The organism is Pseudovibrio sp. Ad37 (assembly GCF_001623075.1).
Taxonomy (GTDB): Bacteria; Pseudomonadota; Alphaproteobacteria; order Rhizobiales; family Stappiaceae; genus Pseudovibrio.
Genome location: NZ_LMCF01000004.1, coordinates 87,849 through 102,205 on the forward strand (window position 1 = coordinate 87,849; position 14,357 = coordinate 102,205).

Genomic DNA, 14,357 nt, shown 5'->3' on the forward strand with positions numbered 1-14,357 from the left:
ACAGATGGATATGCCTGCCAGCAAGCTCATGCGATTTGGTTCAGACAATCCTCTCCGGCTTGATGAAGGTACAGAACTCGCCCCTTGGCAGATTGCTTATGAGACCTATGGCGAGCTGAATGAAGACAAGACCAACGCCATTCTTGTGTGCCACGCCCTCACAGGCGATCAGTATGTTGCCTCTGAGAACCCCGTAACCGGCAAGCCCGGCTGGTGGTCCATGATGGTTGGTCCTGGTCAGCCAGTAGACACCGACAAATACTTCGTCATCTGTGCAAACGTGCTCGGCGGCTGCCTCGGCACCACTGGTCCTGCATGTACCAATCCGGAAACCAATGAGGTTTACGGGCTCGATCTGCCTGTCGTCACAATCGGCGATATGGTGCGCTCCCAGGCAAAACTGGTTGAAGCGCTCGGTATCGAAACTCTTTTCGCAGTTGTCGGCGGCTCCATGGGCGGCATGCAAGTGCTGCAATGGGCATCTGCCTATCCAGAAAAGGTATTTGCAGCTGTCCCAATCGCTGCAGGTCCACGCCACTCCAGCCAGAACATTGCCTTCCATGAGGTAGGCCGTCAGGCTGTCATGGCGGATCCAGACTGGTGCCACGGACAATATGCAAAAGAAGGCAAGCGCCCTATGAAGGGCCTGTCTGTTGCCCGCATGGCAGCACACATCACCTACATGTCTGATGAAAGCCTGCACAGCAAGTTTGGCCGCAACCTGCAAGACCGCTCAGCCATCACTTTTGGCTTCGATGCAGACTTCCAGATCGAAAGCTATCTGCGCCATCAGGGCATGACTTTCGTCGATCGCTTCGACGCAAACTCGTATCTCTATGTAACCCGCGCGATGGATTACTTTGATCTCGCAGCAGCACATGGCGGCAAACTGGCCAACGCATTCTTACATAGCACAACCCGTTTCTGCGTCATGTCGTTCACAACGGACTGGCTTTTCCCAACCTCGGAAAGCAAAGACATTGTACGAGCCCTCAACGCAGCTGGAGCAAACGTCTCCTTTGTTGAAATCGAGAGCTCACGCGGACACGATGCATTCCTTCTTGATGAACCTGAACTGTTCAAAACAATGCGTGGCTTCCTGACAGGAGCAGCAAAAGCCAGAGGTATTCCCGCACCGGGAAATGGTGATTGACCGTAACACTGAGCAGTAAGCTTCATCAGAAAGCAGATTCATTATGACAAAACATGATTTGAGTAATGTACGCGGCGATCACCGAATTCTCTGCGATTTTGTAGCATCGGGCTCACGCGTTCTGGACATCGGTTGCGGCACTGGCGAACTTCTGGAACTGCTGATCGATACACGCGGCGTTGATGGCCGTGGCTTCGACACCTCGCAAAAAGGCGTGAATGAAGCCGTTGCCCGCGGGCTCTCCGTCGTGCAAGGCGATGCAGACAACGATCTTGCAGCCTACCCGGACGATGCTTTCGATTACGCAATTCTAAGCCATACGCTTCAGGCGACAATGGACCCAAAACAGGTTCTTGAGCAGTTACTGCGCATCGGTAAGAAAGTCGTCGTGTCCTTCCCGAATTTCGGCCACTGGCGCAACCGTATGCAGCTGCTCTTCAAAGGCAGAATGCCCGTCACCGACTATCTGCCTTACGAGTGGTACGACACACCAAACATCCACTTCTGCACGATCCGTGACTTTGTTGCTCTCTCTGAAGAAGTCCATGCTAAAGTAATTAAGGCAGAAGCTTTGGATGCCAGAGGTCAGCGCATTGGGTTCAACGCACCATGGTGGGTCTGGAACCTGATCGGCGATCAGGCCGTCTTCCTTCTGGAACGGAAGTAATCAAAACTCAGCTTTCGCCCTCGTTGGCGAAAGTTCCTTCTTGCTGGCGACTGTGCCCGTTCATCGCCTGCGCACCAGCAGTCTTTCCATTTGGTAGAAAGACGGGCCGCAAGACCCGCGTCACGTGGCTCGCTTTCATCGGAATACCACGGTACACCTGCTTCTCAGCTTCAGTGACCAGCAACCCCGCAAACGCAGACCAGGCCACCGCCCCTAAACGCTCAAAACTGCGCGCATTCTTCAAAACCATTCTCGAATTTGTCGGCGGCACAAACAGCGCCTCTTCCCGCGACACAACTGAAAGGTGATGATTGCTCAGGAAGTTATCGAGCTGCGGCCTTGAATAAGGACGACCATACCCAAACGGTGAAACCTCTGACCGTGCCCACGCACCACGTCGATTGGGAACAATCACAATCACCCGCCCACCCGGAGACAAGACCCGGTAGACTTCATCCAACAACGCCCCAGGCTGCCCTGCCATCTCCAACGAATGCACGAGTAAGATGCGGTCAATGCAGGAATCTGGAAACGGCAGCTGACTATCTTCCATCAGGAAGGCTTTGTTTGGCACTTCAACTTCACGCGGCCACTTCACCACGCCTTGCGCAGCAGGCATTCCGGCAAACACACGATTGGTCTTTTTCAGGTAAGGCCTCAGATAAGGAGCGGCATAGCCAATACCCAGCAAACTCTGACCATGCATTTCTGGCCAAAGCATTTTCACGCGGCTCCCAACCAACACCCGAAGCATCCGTCCAAGTGGCAGGTCGTAGAACTCTTTTAAGTGAGTAACATCAAGATACAACTGGTTCTCCGCGCGTTGCCTTCTCTTATCATGGGGTGCAAGAGCCTTGGGCGCAACGCCTCTTCCTGACGATTTGCAAGCTTAAATCAACCACACCCAGAGTTTTATGAGTTTGCAGTTGAATTTGACAGCTTGTCCTCTCATGATCTCACAAAGATATACTGTATGCTTGGGAGCTGGTTGATGATTGAAGTTGAAGTTCGGCAGTTTGTTTGTCTGAAAGATAATTTCGGCGTTCTCGTTCACCACCCCGACAGCGGTTGTACAGTCGCAATTGATGTTCCAGAAGCAGCCCCCTACTTACAGGTTCTGGAAGAAACCGGTTGGAACCTGACCGACATTCTCATCACACACCATCACTGGGACCATATCGGCGGAATGGCTGAACTCGTTGAGAAGACAGGTGCAAAGGTAACCGGGCCAGAACGCTCCCGCCAACACATCACGGGCATGAACCGCTTTGTAGAGGATGGAGATGACATTCTCGTCGGCCCAATTGCAGTCAAAGCCATAGGTACACCAGGCCATACACTTGATCATATCTCCTGGTGGTTCCAGGAGGCAGGCATTGCTCACACAGGCGACACACTCTTCGCCCTCGGTTGCGGCCGTGTTTTCGAAGGCGATCCCGAAATGATGTGGGCCTCTCTGAGCCACCTGGCAAACACATTACCACCCGAAACAAGGATCTATTGCGGTCACGAGTACACGTTGGCCAACGCCAAATTCGCTCTCACGATCGACCCAAATAATCAGGCATTGCAGGAACGTACAAAACGCATCGAAGCGCTCCGTGAAGTCGGTCGCCCAACCCTGCCAACCTCCATGGCAGCCGAGCTTTCAACCAATCCGTTTTTGAGAGTCCGAGATCCTCTCGTCCAGAAAAACCTCAACATGGTCAACGCTGAACCAGTTGATATATTTACAGAAATACGCCGCCGCAAGGACAACTTCTGATGCCGCTCGACCAGATTACCTCCTCAGCAACCGCTGAAGAAATCATCGCTGAACTGCAAATGAAAGAGCATCCGGAAGGCGGCTACTACACCGAAACCTTCCGGGATGAAGAAGGCCCTAGAGGCCGTGGCTATTCAACAGCGATCTACTATCTCCTAAAGAAGCACCAGAGATCTCACTGGCACCGGATCGATGCAATTGAGACATGGCACTATTACGGCGGCGCCCCACTCTGCCTTTCCATCAGCTCCGAAGAAGGCAGCCAAAACGACATCATCCTCGGCATGGATGTATTAAACGGCCAACGCCCTCAAGGCATCGTACCTCGCCATGCATGGCAGTCCGCACGAAGCCTCGGCGAGTGGACATTAGTCGGTTGCACAGTTGCTCCAGGATTCCTCTTCGATGGCTTCGAGCTAGCACCATCAGACTGGAATCCTTGAGCCAAAGTCATCAAATCGCGCAATATAGGCCTCGATAATCTTGACCAAACCTCAAAGAAATCTGCCCGCAATTTTAGACAAAAGACGCATAAGACCTGCCCGGAAATCCTCGTAGATACAGAGACTTGTTGGTTAACTGCAGGACTCTGGAAAATTTTTCTGCGCATAAACTCTATGGTTTTTCCGCAGATACAGTTGAGAGATCATACAGTTTAGCAACTCACGGCTCACACCCAAGACGTGCAAATTTTATGGCATCAAAGCATAACGTCGTAATCATTATCTTCGCGTTATCAAAACCTTACATACCCGATAGCTGAACCCGGTAACAGCTTCTACTCACCTAATAATCAGGAACACCTGTAAGTAGCTCAACTATCCCGATTAATAACTCAGCACTCAATCCTCAATCACCACTTGCGTTGCTGGCTCTCCTCGGTAGATTGCCCAGCATAGGCGCTTTATGCGCCCGAACACACATTTGGAAGCTAATCTATGGCCCAAGGCGACATCAAAAAGGTTGTGCTTGCCTATTCTGGCGGGCTCGACACCTCGATTATTCTCAAGTGGTTGCAGGCGGAATACGGCTGCGAAGTTGTAACTTTTACTGCTGACTTAGGTCAGGGCGAAGAGTTAGAGCCAGCACGACGAAAAGCTGAACTGCTTGGTATTCGAGAAATCTACATTGATGATCTCCGTGAGGAATTCATTCGGGACTTCGTGTTCCCAATGTTCCGGGCCAACGCAGTTTACGAAGGCGTTTATCTCCTCGGCACCTCTATCGCCCGTCCGCTCATTTCCAAGCGTCTCATCGAGATCGCTGAAGAAACCGGCGCTGACGCAGTTGCGCACGGCGCAACCGGTAAAGGCAACGACCAGGTACGCTTCGAGCTGGCATGCTACGCATTGAACCCAGACATCAAGGTGATCGCACCTTGGCGTGACTGGACACTGAAGTCCCGTACTGACCTGATCGAGTTCGCAGAACAGCATCAGATCCCGGTACCAAAGGACAAACGCGGCGAAGCACCGTTCTCCGTTGACGCAAACATGCTTCACTCCTCTTCCGAAGGTAAAGTTCTGGAAGATCCGAATGAAGAAGCACCAGAGTACGTCTTCCAGCGCACCGTTGACCCGCTCAGCGCGCCGGACGAAGTCACCGAAATCGAAATCGGCTTCGAAAAAGGCGATGCGTGCTCCATCAATGGCGTACACATGTCTCCGGCAACCCTGTTTGCCAAGCTGAACGATTACGGTCGCGACAACGGCATTGGCCGCCTCGATCTGGTCGAAAACCGTTTCGTTGGCATGAAGTCTCGCGGTATTTACGAAACACCAGGCGGAACAATTCTCCTGTCAGCACACCGTGCGATGGAATCCATCACGCTGGACCGTGACGCTGCTCACCTCAAAGACGAGTTGATGCCACGCTACGCAAAGCTCATCTACAACGGCTTCTGGTTCTCCCCAGACCGTGAGATGCTGCAGGCGATGATCGACAAGTCTCAGGAGTTCGTCACCGGTACGGTTAAACTGAAGCTCTACAAAGGCAACGTTATCGTTGTTGGTCGTGCGTCCCCTTACTCTCTCTACTCAGAAGAGCTGGTGACCTTCGAAGACGACCACGGCGCTTACGACCAGAAAGACGCTGCAGGATTCATCCGCCTCAACGCTCTGCGTTTGCGTACACTGGCAAAGAGGAACCAGATGACCAAAGCAAAAGAGTTGACGGACGCCTGAAAGGGTAAAAGCTCCTAAGCTTTAAATTAGTTATTAAGCCCGCAGTGGAAACACTGCGGGTTGTTGCTTTGCTACTTGAAATCGCGGCGAAATCGGCATCTAATTTTAACCTAGAACTGTTCTCGCTGAGGTTTATAAGTAATGTACTTTTTACATAGTGAATTTGTATGGGGCATATCCATCGGAATTCTATTGTCTATTTTCAGTGCATGGCTTCAATCTGAAATGATCTCTCGAAAAGCAAAGAAAACTCAGAAGTCTACAATCAAAAAATTTTCCCACGACATTATTCAGAATATAAGAAAGACCATTTCCGAGATGGATAATGTCCGGGATCGAGCCAAAGCTATTCAACATGATTATTTGACATTGATTGAAACAGAACTTCAAACGTTCCAGCGAAACAGAGAGCATCTTATTTTGTTGGACGACACTATGCGTATCGATGTGCAAGATTTCATCTCTAACATAACAGTCAAAAAATCTACTGTTACAACGCAGCTTGCAACATTCTATGATGCGAACAAGAGACTTAAGGTTATCAGCAAGGAGCAAGATGCCGACTCTTTTAAAGAACTTGATGAGCAAGCTCTAGCTGCATTATCTGAAGCACAAAATGCAGCCGACAGATTGGTACAGCTTTCAGATCGGGCGGAAGGTTTAACCCACCGACTATCAAGATGATTCTTTCCCTTCAAACTCCCGCCATCAACGTTATCAGCACAACCACCAGCATTAAAATGCTTGGGTAGAAAGTCAGTGCAAAGCCGGTTCCACGCCATGGTGCACCCTTCTCATAGCTGGCAAAAAACAGAATACGCCCGAGCGCAAACAGCAGCGCAGCTAACAGCGGTACCGACATCGTGCTACCGGGCATAACCGCAGCCCAGGCAATGTAGATGAACCCCGCCAACACCCCCTGCTCAAGTGTATTTTGCAAAATGCTCTGCAGCATCCTGGCTTCCTCACTGCCGTGGGTTAGCCCTCCTCCATCAATGTCATCAGCATGATAAAACCTACGCATTGCCAGACGACCTATGGAAATCATCAGCAGCAAGGCAGGTGATAACAATGAAACCGCTGCCACCCAAAGCCGCTCAGAGGCATTCCAGTCCGCGGCAAATCCAAACGGATTGAGAAGCGCACCAAACAAAAGCACAATCGCGGTCACCAACGCTCCAACAATCATCCGCTGAAACACACCCCGCTGTTTTTCTGCAAAGTCCAATGCAACCTCCACTTAGAGAACATAATAGGAACAAACCCACAACTATCTGCTGCGGACTGCTTGCGGCAAGGCGCTACCTCTCCTAGCCTAGGCACGTCTGACCAAGCAGGAGACTTTGATGACTATGGAAGCGCAGTTAGTTTTAAAAGTTGATAACGCCGCTGCGCGCCGCTTGTTTCTGCAGAAACACGCCCTTCTTGAAGCACCAACAGGCTCCTCGAAAGGAGAAGATCTCCTCAATCTCATTCACCGCATTGGCTTTGTGCAGGTTGATAGCATCAACACAGTAGAGCGTGCGCACCACATGATCTTATGGTCACGCCGCCAAAGTTACCGCCCCAAACATCTCAAAAAACTGCTGGAGAATGACAGAAGCCTCTTTGAGCACTGGACGCATGATGCCTCAATCATTCCAACCGAGTTCTTCCCTTATTGGCACTACCGCTTCCAAAAAAGCGCAGAAAGCTTGCAATCCCGCTGGAAGGTCTGGCGCGGTGCGGAGTATCAGGAAAAACTCAACCTCATTCTACGGCACATCGAAGAAAACGGCCCCGCTGGCACCTCAGATGTCGGCAAGGATGAGAAGCGCAGCAAAGGCGGATGGTGGGAGTGGAACCCATCCAAAACAGCGCTTGAATATCTCTGGCGGACCGGACAAATCTCCGTCTCTCGGCGTGAAAACTTTCAAAAACTCTATGACCTGACAGAACGCGTCATCCCTGAGGATCACCGCTCCGCTAAACCCAGCCATGCAGAAACCATAGAGTGGGCTTGCAACTCCGCAATCGACCGCCTCGGCTTCGCTACGCCCAGCGAAATTGCAGCCTATTGGGACAAACTAGACCTTGCCGATGTCAAAGCATGGTGTGAGCAAGCCCAGAAGCGTCAGGAACTAATCCCTGTTGAGATTCAACCTGCCAGCGACACGAAGCCCAAATTATGTCTCGCACGCCCAACAATTGAAGATGAACTGAGATCCCTCGAAGCCCATTCCCAACGGATCCGCATCCTCAGTCCATTCGACCCGGCATTAAGAGACCGCAAGCGCGCTGAGTTCCTTTTTGACTTCAATTACCGCATCGAAATCTTCGTCCCTGAACCAAAACGGCAATACGGCTATTATGTCTTCCCCGTAATGGAGGGGGACAAGTTGATTGGTCGCATTGATATGAAGCGTGACAAAGCCTCCAATGCTTTGGCCGTAAAACGCTTCTGGCCCGAGGCTGGCATTCGCATGGGCAAAGGCCGCCAACAACGATTGGAAGCTGAACTGGAGCGATGCACCCAGTTTGCTGGCTGTGAAGATCTTCAGTTCCTCTCAGCTTGGCAAGGATAGCCCACTGGATGGCGGGACTATCAGAAACGTAAGTAACCTCCAATACTGCTGGTAAACGTCGCATTCTCGTCAGCACCAAGAGAGCAAATGGGCCAGCTTTTGCAAACTTTGTTGCGTATTCTGCTCTGCCTTGTGGCACTGAATATCTCTGCCAGCCAGGCCCAACCTCTCTTCAATTTAGACGATCACTTCACCTTCAATCCGCAAGGCAAGTACCAACCCCGCCTCATTGGCCTGTTTGAGACAGATCGCAATAACACATCTGGAGCCGCCGAAGTCATCACGCCAGTCTTTCAGGACAGTCATGGCATGTTCTTCGCTGATGTCCGCTCCGGCAACTCCTCTGATGCTGTATATCTCATAAGTGCTGGCGGTGGCCTCCGTCACTTTGTGCGGCCAAACCTGATTGGCAGCACCTACATCTTCATGAATTACAAGGAAGATTACGAACGCGGCCCCGCAACTGCAGTCACCACGGGCATTGAGTTTCTGGCAAATAACTATGAGGCTCGCTTCAACGCACAATTCCCGACAAGCAAAGTCCGTATTCTGGAACCGGAACCGGGTAGCACAGACCAACGCGAAAGCATTCCTCTCCTCAACCTTTCAGGAGAGATTGGCTACGACCTCCCCGGAACTGATGATCTGGGGTTCGGCCTCCGCATCTATGCAGGAGGCTTTTATAGAACCGCCAACAACATTGAAGAGATAAGCGGGGCGCAGGGACGGTTTGAAATATCCCGCGCAGGCTGGCTTGGCGTACCTGGATTGAAGACCACATTTGTTGGACAGATCCGCTATCACAGCGACATCGACTATCCCATTGGTGCTTTTCAACTCCGCATAGGCCTTCCCATCGTCAAATACTGGAAGGGCATCACCGTCGATAACTATAACGAGCTCTCTCACATAGAACGTCGCATGACAGAACGTGTGCGACGCCCTCTCACTATTCACAATCGCACGCGTCGTATTCCCTAGAACTCCACTTAAAATGAAAGCCCTAGGCATTAAACCACTCGAAGCGTTACCCCTCCCGGTTTCAGGGCATCACAGACCACCAGCATTAATGTTAATCTTTTCCGATAGGATACCGCTTCCAGCTCTTCCGGGGACAACCACATGAGGACTATTCCACTCACGCTCATTCCGTTCTTGCTCTACAACGCTGTGGCATTTCGGTGGTTTGAAGATCTAGAGCCGGTGCTTGATCAAGGCTACAACGTCACCCCGTGGGCTGCCATTGTATTCCAGATCCCACTGCCATCCGGACTGCTCGTTCCTCTGGATGTCGCCACCCTTCTGCTTGCAGGCACTTTGGTCCTGCTCTTCGTCGAGATCATCAAAGCCACCAGAACCAGCACACTCTCACTGGTAGATCACAGCTTGTCTCTGTTGATCCTCGTGGCTTACCTAATTGAGTTCCTCTCGGTACAAGAAGCCGCCACTCCGCTCTTCCTTCTGCTCATGACCATCACATTTCTGGATGTCATCGCCGGATTCATCATCACCTTGTCCGGAGCACGGCGAGATGTAGTTGTGGCAACCAGCAACAGCTAACAACAAGTCTGAAGCATTGCGCTTTAATGCATAAAGGGCACCCGATTGGATGCCCTCATGTCAGTCATAATGTGCAACAAGCTTAAAGCGCGGCCAGTGCCTTAGCAACATCTTCCAGCAGGTCATCTGCATCTTCCAGACCAACAGAAAGACGAAGCGTCTTGTCTGTAATGCCCAGCTCCAGACGTGCATCTTCCGCAACACTTTGGTGCGTTGTCGTCGCCGGATGGGTAATCAGGCTCTTCGCATCACCAAGGTTGTTGGAAAGGCTGACAATCTCCAACGCATTGGAGAACTTGAAGGCCGCTTCCTTACCACCCGCCAAATCAAACGCCAGCATGGTAGACCCACCCTGCATCTGCTTGGCCACGATATCCGCCTGTGGGTGATCAGCACGACCTGGGTAAATCAGCCGAGACACTGCAGAGTGATCCGCAAGGAACTCTGCCAGCTTGCCTGCATTCGCAGTCTGACGCTCAACACGCAGAGACAATGTCTCCAGACCTTTCAGCAGAACCCAGGCGTTGAACGGGCTCATCGCAGGTCCGGTATGCTTGAACGGGTCATGGAATTCTTCCACAATCCACTTTTCATCGGAAAGCACGATACCGCCCAGACATCGGCCCTGCCCGTCAATATGCTTGGTCGCGGAGTAGATCACCACATCCGCCCCCAGCGCCAGCGGGCTCTGCCAGATAGCAGTCGCAAACACGTTGTCTACAATAAGCCGTCCACCAGCTTCGTGAATAATATCCGCAACAGCAGGAATATCGATCACTTCAAGCGTCGGGTTGGTTGGGCTTTCAAGAAACGCCGCTGTGGTGTTCGGACGAACAGCTGCTTTCCATTGCTCGATGTCAGTGCCATCAATCAGCGTGGACTCCACACCGTAACGTGGCAGCAGCTTTTCGATGATGTATCGGCAGGAACCGAACAGTGCCTTTGGTGCAATCACATGATCGCCAGCTTTCACGCAGGCCATAATCGCAGAGTTAACAGCCGCCATACCAGAAGCCGTGCCGCGTGCGGCCTCAGCGCCTTCCAGTTCGCACATTCGTCGCTCGAACATTCCTACGGTCGGGTTTGCGTACCGGGAATAAATATAGCCCGGATTCTCGCCCAAAAAGCGTGCTTCTGCCGCTTCTGAGCTGTCGTAAACATACCCTTGTGTAAGGAAGATAGCTTCGGATGTTTCACCAAAGCTGGAGCGCGTTGTGCCTCCATGAACAAGCCGAGTTGCTGGCTTCCAGTTCTTTGCGTCTGTCATCGCTCATTCCTGCCCGAAGAGATATTGCTCTACCCCTTCATTAAAAAACCCCGGCGCGGGCCGAGGTCTATACAAGAACCCGACCCTTTAGCTACTTGTTTTACGTGGTTGCAAGCCGGTCGACCAAATCACCACGGAATAGGCAGCGTTTTTACCTCGAAAATACACTAGGGTCAATCAATCAGCTTAGGTTGCAGACTTGGCGAGAGATCAAACTTACGTTAATCAGTGTCAGAACGATTTGAGTACCAGTAGGGCGGAACCAACAATGACAGGCATTCTTCCGGCAAAAGCGATTGAAGCTATGTTTGCCAGCGGTGCAATTCAAGCAGACAGAGTGCCCGACGAGGACCAGATTCAACCTGCCAGTCTTGACCTGCGCCTCGGCGTCAAAGCATGGCGTGTCCGTGCCTCTTTTCTCCCCGGCCCCGACGCGAAAGTGGAAGACAAGCTGGAAAAGCTTATCCTGCACGAGATCGACCTCTCCAAGGGCGCCGTGCTGGAAACCAACTGCGTTTACATCGTCCGCCTTCAGGAGGCGCTGGACCTCCCGGCTGAGCAATCCGCCACAGCCAATCCCAAAAGCTCCACGGGCCGCATCGATGTGTTCACCCGCGTCATCACAGACCAAGGCCGCGCATTTGACCGTGTTGAAGCTGGCTACAAAGGCCCGCTCTACGCTGAGATCTCTCCAAAGACCTTCCCTGTGCTGGTCCGCGAAGGTTCTCGCCTGTCCCAAATCCGCTTCCGCGATGGCGAAACCCTCATCAATGATGAAGACCTGACCAAAGTGCACAACCAGCACACACTGGTGTCTGGCGGCAAGGACGAAGACGCAATCAACAACGGCGTACAGGTGTCCATCGACCTGAAAGGCTCTGGCAAAGACAGCCTCATCGGCTACCGCGCCAAGCGCCATACAGGCGTGATCGACGTTGACCGCAAAGACGCACAGGACCCGGAAGACTTCTGGGAGCCGCTGTACAATCGCGGCGATGCAACGCTCATCCTCGACCCGAACGAGTTCTACATTCTGGTCTCGCAGGAAGCTGTCCACGTCCCACCACAATACGCCGCTGAGATGGTGCCATTCGACCCACTCGTCGGCGAGTTCCGCGTCCACTACGCAGGCTTCTTCGACCCCGGCTTCGGCCACTCCACCGTTGGTGGCACAGGGTCCAGAGCCGTTCTCGAAGTCCGCTCTCACGACGTTCCCTTCATCGTAGAACACGGCCAGACGGTTGGCCGCCTTGTCTACGAGCACATGGAGGAAGTGCCAGAAACCCTTTACGGCGAGGGCATTGGCTCCAACTATCAGGGTCAGGCACTAAAGCTCTCCAAGCACTTCAAAAGCAAAGAACCGGTAGGAGCATAAGCCAATGCCCCTCTTCACCGTTGAGCAGGAATACAACGCGATACTGGAAGAAAAGAAGTCACGCTTTCTTGCCTTTCTGGTACCCCATGTAGACTTTGCTCAGCGGCTGGCGGACCTTCGCGACGAGCACAAAAAAGCCAACCACCACGTCACCGCTTTCCGCAGAATGCTCCCCGAGGGACGCATCGATGAAGGCGGCAAAGACGATGGCGAACCCGCTGGCACCTCCGGCATGCCCACACTCAAAACACTCATTGGGGCAGACCTTGTGGATGTGGGCGTCATCATCGTCCGTTACTTCGGTGGCACAAAACTGGGCACCGGCGGCCTGGCACGGGCCTACTCCGGCGCCGCAAATCTCGCCATTCGGGAAGCTGAGCTTGTGCCATGGCTGCGCATCAAAACCCGCAGTGTCTCTGCCAGCTTCTCCAGCAGTGCCGAACTGGAACGCCAGGTCATTCTGCTACAGCTGGAAATCATCGAACGCACCTTCACAGAGGATGGCGTAACCCTGCTCGTCAGCGGTCCTGAAGATCAGATCGATAAGCTCTAACCTTCTGTACCAGCTTACCTTTCCCATTCTCTCAGCAATTTCACCGCACTCAACTAATTAAAATCCTAATAAAAACTTAAACTTTGGCACGCGCCTTGCGATGTGAATCCCAGGAAACGGCATCAGTCTCATTTTGAGACAGTCGGGGGAGTTAAGTCATGCGTGTCACCCGCACTGGAAAAGCGATTAACACTGGAACTGACGCTGATCGTCGCTATCGCGATATCAGTTCTCGTCGCCACGCCAAAATCACAGAGCAAAACGCAGAGACTGTCTCAAGACGGAACACCTATGGCAAAGCAGGCAAAGAGCTGCAAGTCTCTGAGGATGTCACCACCACGCAGACCCAGCACGAAAAAGACGCCCAGTTCTATGAACTGCCAAAGCGCATCAACGTCTTCCGCTGCAACTCTGCTTTCCTCGCCCACCTCATCGGCATCAAAGAAAACGCCGCCCACCTGCGCGACCGCCGCCGCGTAGAACCCGAAGAAGGCGCCATCAGCTACACCACCACCGAAAAAGCCCCCCGCCTCATCGGCGAAGGCCGCATCATCGAATACAACGCTTGAGCTGAGTTCTGCCACAAACACCAACACCACCACATGGCATCCCATGCAGTGTTGGACCAGAGTTCCCGATAGTCGGGATGAGCAAGGCGGCAGGCAATACCTGCGCTACTTATTGAAACTAATTCTTCGGCATTGGCTACACGCCTTGCCCGGGCTTTCTTTGAATGAACAACGTCGCCTCTTTTGCCTATAAGGCACGATAGCCGGTTTCCCGGAAAGAAAGTGGCTTACCCAGTCAGGTTTCCCTAGCCAGACAGTTCCTCCGTCTTTGACAAACACATCTGCAAAAGCAGGGTTTTACTGCCGGTACATCTGCATCTATCACCGCGTGATACCCTATAGTCCTGGGCCCTTCCCCTCAAACCATGCGGTCACGTTTGAAGTTCGGTTCACCGGACCTCTGAAAGGTGCGTTACGTCTTCCAGAAGCCCCGCCCAACCTACGACAAACTGACGGTCGCTCCGCCAGCAGCCCGTTACGTAGGCATGCGCTTAGTATGGGCACGGTTTGAGGCCGGGGGGATAAGTTTTTTGAGACAGTCCATCCTACCCTTCGATGTCATCCCGGGCTTTGATGTTTGTCCCGGAGAGATGGTTGACGTTTATTCGGGGACATGGGTGACGGTCATGTTATGATGTTAAGTCGATTTTTGCGACTGTGTTTGCTGCAAAACATACGTTGAAGATCTCAGGTTTGTCTGA

15 protein-coding genes and 1 riboswitch are annotated in these 14,357 nt (G+C 52.4%); of the genes, 12 read left to right on the forward strand and 3 right to left on the reverse strand.

Annotated elements, in window-relative coordinates; translation table 11 throughout:
- Window positions 1-4 precede the first annotated feature (4 nt).
- Together PsAD37_RS00715 and metW are read left to right on the forward strand one after the other, a co-directional pair.
- A complete protein-coding gene (locus PsAD37_RS00715; RefSeq protein ID WP_063286447.1) occupies window positions 5-1,153 on the forward strand; it encodes a homoserine O-acetyltransferase in 1,149 nt (382 codons plus the stop codon).
- Between the two features lie 43 nt (window positions 1,154-1,196).
- On the forward strand, window positions 1,197-1,820 hold the full coding sequence (gene metW / locus PsAD37_RS00720; protein ID WP_063286126.1) for a methionine biosynthesis protein MetW: 624 nt from the start codon (window positions 1,197-1,199) through the stop codon (window positions 1,818-1,820).
- Window positions 1,821-1,827: 7 nt separating this feature from the next.
- Here the strand turns inward: metW and PsAD37_RS00725 are convergent, their stop codons facing one another.
- Window positions 1,828-2,628, reverse strand: coding sequence for a class I SAM-dependent methyltransferase (locus PsAD37_RS00725; RefSeq protein WP_057460760.1), 801 nt, complete (start codon window positions 2,626-2,628; stop codon window positions 1,828-1,830).
- A 186-nt stretch (window positions 2,629-2,814) separates the two neighbouring features.
- Here PsAD37_RS00725 and gloB point away from each other — a divergent pair, with 186 nt between their 5' ends.
- The 4 genes from gloB to PsAD37_RS00745 all read left to right on the forward strand — a co-directional run bounded on the left by gloB (window position 2,815) and on the right by PsAD37_RS00745 (window position 6,452).
- The gene (gene gloB, locus PsAD37_RS00730) at window positions 2,815-3,585 is read left to right on the forward strand and encodes a hydroxyacylglutathione hydrolase (protein ID WP_208980725.1); all 771 of its coding nucleotides are present in this window, start codon (window positions 2,815-2,817) and stop codon (window positions 3,583-3,585) included.
- The gene (locus PsAD37_RS00735; RefSeq protein ID WP_063294516.1) at window positions 3,585-4,028 is read left to right on the forward strand and encodes a cupin domain-containing protein; all 444 of its coding nucleotides are present in this window, start codon (window positions 3,585-3,587) and stop codon (window positions 4,026-4,028) included. Before gloB ends, PsAD37_RS00735 begins: the two co-directional genes overlap by 1 nt.
- A gap of 495 nt (window positions 4,029-4,523) precedes the next feature.
- Window positions 4,524-5,768 carry an argininosuccinate synthase gene (locus PsAD37_RS00740; RefSeq protein WP_057460762.1) on the forward strand — a complete coding sequence of 415 codons (1,245 nt, stop codon included), beginning with the start codon at window positions 4,524-4,526 and terminating at the stop codon, window positions 5,766-5,768.
- A 192-nt stretch (window positions 5,769-5,960) separates the two neighbouring features.
- A complete protein-coding gene (locus PsAD37_RS00745; RefSeq protein WP_153039657.1) occupies window positions 5,961-6,452 on the forward strand; it encodes a hypothetical protein in 492 nt (163 codons plus the stop codon).
- Window positions 6,453-6,462: 10 nt separating this feature from the next.
- Here the strand turns inward: PsAD37_RS00745 and PsAD37_RS00750 are convergent, their stop codons facing one another.
- A complete protein-coding gene (locus PsAD37_RS00750; protein ID WP_084407616.1) occupies window positions 6,463-6,996 on the reverse strand; it encodes an MAPEG family protein in 534 nt (177 codons plus the stop codon).
- A 124-nt stretch (window positions 6,997-7,120) separates the two neighbouring features.
- Between PsAD37_RS00750 and PsAD37_RS00755 the strand changes: the two genes are divergently transcribed.
- The 3 genes from PsAD37_RS00755 (at window position 7,121) to PsAD37_RS00765 (ending at window position 9,892) form a co-directional block, all read left to right on the forward strand.
- Window positions 7,121-8,332 carry a winged helix-turn-helix domain-containing protein gene (locus PsAD37_RS00755; protein WP_063294527.1) on the forward strand — a complete coding sequence of 404 codons (1,212 nt, stop codon included), beginning with the start codon at window positions 7,121-7,123 and terminating at the stop codon, window positions 8,330-8,332.
- An 87-nt stretch (window positions 8,333-8,419) separates the two neighbouring features.
- On the forward strand, window positions 8,420-9,313 hold the full coding sequence (locus PsAD37_RS00760; RefSeq protein WP_208991602.1) for a hypothetical protein: 894 nt from the start codon (window positions 8,420-8,422) through the stop codon (window positions 9,311-9,313).
- A gap of 141 nt (window positions 9,314-9,454) precedes the next feature.
- Window positions 9,455-9,892: a hypothetical protein gene (locus PsAD37_RS00765; protein ID WP_057460765.1), complete on the forward strand. Its 438-nt coding sequence runs from the start codon at window positions 9,455-9,457 to the stop codon at window positions 9,890-9,892.
- Between the two features lie 82 nt (window positions 9,893-9,974).
- On the opposite strand, the gene PsAD37_RS00770 is transcribed toward PsAD37_RS00765, so the two are convergent.
- Window positions 9,975-11,159 carry an O-succinylhomoserine sulfhydrylase gene (locus tag PsAD37_RS00770; protein ID WP_057460766.1) on the reverse strand — a complete coding sequence of 395 codons (1,185 nt, stop codon included), beginning with the start codon at window positions 11,157-11,159 and terminating at the stop codon, window positions 9,975-9,977.
- A 67-nt stretch (window positions 11,160-11,226) separates the two neighbouring features.
- A riboswitch (SAM riboswitch) is annotated at window positions 11,227-11,304 on the reverse strand.
- Window positions 11,305-11,427: 123 nt separating this feature from the next.
- Here PsAD37_RS00770 and PsAD37_RS00775 point away from each other — a divergent pair.
- The 3 genes from PsAD37_RS00775 to PsAD37_RS00785 all read left to right on the forward strand — a co-directional run bounded on the left by PsAD37_RS00775 (window position 11,428) and on the right by PsAD37_RS00785 (window position 13,656).
- On the forward strand, window positions 11,428-12,534 hold the full coding sequence (locus tag PsAD37_RS00775) for a 2'-deoxycytidine 5'-triphosphate deaminase (RefSeq protein ID WP_057460767.1): 1,107 nt from the start codon (window positions 11,428-11,430) through the stop codon (window positions 12,532-12,534).
- Window positions 12,535-12,538: 4 nt separating this feature from the next.
- Window positions 12,539-13,087, forward strand: coding sequence for a YigZ family protein (locus tag PsAD37_RS00780; protein WP_063286132.1), 549 nt, complete (start codon window positions 12,539-12,541; stop codon window positions 13,085-13,087).
- Window positions 13,088-13,245: 158 nt separating this feature from the next.
- Window positions 13,246-13,656 (forward strand): hypothetical protein, encoded by a 411-nt coding sequence (locus PsAD37_RS00785; RefSeq protein ID WP_063294519.1) that lies wholly within the window; start codon window positions 13,246-13,248, stop codon window positions 13,654-13,656.
- Window positions 13,657-14,357 lie beyond the last annotated feature (701 nt).

Excerpts from the sequence above, each read along its gene's own strand:
- PsAD37_RS00760 (WP_208991602.1), top strand. The coding sequence starts at position 8,420 with ATGGGCCAGCTTTTGCAAACTTTGTTGCGTATTCTGCTCTGCCTTGTG.
- PsAD37_RS00770 (WP_057460766.1), bottom strand. The coding sequence starts at position 11,159 with ATGACAGACGCAAAGAACTGGAAGCCAGCAACTCGGCTTGTTCATGGA.
- PsAD37_RS00755 (WP_063294527.1), top strand. The coding sequence starts at position 7,121 with ATGGAAGCGCAGTTAGTTTTAAAAGTTGATAACGCCGCTGCGCGCCGC.
- PsAD37_RS00785 (WP_063294519.1), top strand. The coding sequence starts at position 13,246 with ATGCGTGTCACCCGCACTGGAAAAGCGATTAACACTGGAACTGACGCT.
- metW (WP_063286126.1), top strand. The coding sequence starts at position 1,197 with ATGACAAAACATGATTTGAGTAATGTACGCGGCGATCACCGAATTCTC.
- PsAD37_RS00780 (WP_063286132.1), top strand. The coding sequence starts at position 12,539 with ATGCCCCTCTTCACCGTTGAGCAGGAATACAACGCGATACTGGAAGAA.
- PsAD37_RS00765 (WP_057460765.1), top strand. The coding sequence starts at position 9,455 with ATGAGGACTATTCCACTCACGCTCATTCCGTTCTTGCTCTACAACGCT.
- PsAD37_RS00775 (WP_057460767.1), top strand. The coding sequence starts at position 11,428 with ATGACAGGCATTCTTCCGGCAAAAGCGATTGAAGCTATGTTTGCCAGC.
- PsAD37_RS00735 (WP_063294516.1), top strand. The coding sequence starts at position 3,585 with ATGCCGCTCGACCAGATTACCTCCTCAGCAACCGCTGAAGAAATCATC.
- PsAD37_RS00740 (WP_057460762.1), top strand. The coding sequence starts at position 4,524 with ATGGCCCAAGGCGACATCAAAAAGGTTGTGCTTGCCTATTCTGGCGGG.
- PsAD37_RS00715 (WP_063286447.1), top strand. The coding sequence starts at position 5 with ATGGATATGCCTGCCAGCAAGCTCATGCGATTTGGTTCAGACAATCCT.